This window comes from bacterium endosymbiont of Bathymodiolus sp. 5 South, assembly GCF_900128535.1.
Classification (GTDB): Bacteria; Pseudomonadota; Gammaproteobacteria; order PS1; family Pseudothioglobaceae; genus Thiodubiliella.
Genome location: NZ_FQTR01000409.1, coordinates 1 through 886, shown reverse-complemented (window position 1 = coordinate 886; position 886 = coordinate 1). Strand labels below are relative to the sequence as shown.

The window sequence follows — 886 nt, the reverse complement described above, 5'->3', positions numbered from 1 at the left end:
ATTGAAGGAATTTCTTCAAACAAATAATCTTCAAAACTTATAATGTTTCTCATTGATGCCAATGAATCTGACTCTGAAATCCAACTATAGGCAACCACAATAATATTATGATTTGCCATCTCTTGAGCTTTACTTTTAGAAATATCCTCATCAGTAGTAAGCAAATGTATCTCTGGAATTTTAGTTCTTTCTATTTCTTCAGCGACCTCTTGCCATCGTTCCCTTAATGAAGTTTTCATTGTGCCAATAATAGTTTTGTTGCGTCTTTGTTCGTAACAGGCTATATTTGGAAGAATAGAATCTACTTTTTTCCCTAACCCTAATTTTGAAAATATTTTCCTTCCTACCTTGCCTTGTGAATCAAAACTATATTGCAATATATCATAAACCTCATAGATAACCGACTCAAATGTTTTTCCTGCCCTTGATCTTCTTGAATTAGTGTTGCTTAAGGCAATTTGGTATATATATGGAAACACTCGACCCGCATATTCTCCACAAAGTTTTCTTACTTCTACAAGCAATTCACTTTTTGGTAGCACTGTCAATTCTTGATTAACAAGCATTTCAAGAATATACTTTGGTGTTTTTAAGACTGTATGCAAATCTTGCATTAAAACTATATTAAAATATGTTTCATCTTTAAGGTACTCATTCCATGCTAACTCCCTTAATTTTAGTATAGATTGACTGACTTTTTTATTTTTTATATCTTGTAAATAAACAGGGTTTTCTTTAAGCACTTTATCCACAATTGCTTGAGATGTACGAATATGTTTTTTCCGATACGATTTAATTAACTGCTCAAATGCCTTTTTCTCATCGGCAGGAATTTTAGTAATAATATTATTTTGTTTGGGCGTCATTATTTTTTAGGATAAGCCCT

The 886-nt window shown here is 31.5% G+C and carries 1 protein-coding gene; it reads right to left on the bottom strand.

All coding sequences use genetic code 11. From position 1 onward, the window contains the following. Positions 1-866, bottom strand: an 866-nt coding sequence (locus tag BBROOKSOX_RS11845) for a type II restriction endonuclease (RefSeq protein ID WP_139662096.1), incomplete at its 3' end; no start/stop codon positions are given. Positions 867-886: the final 20 nt, after the last annotated feature.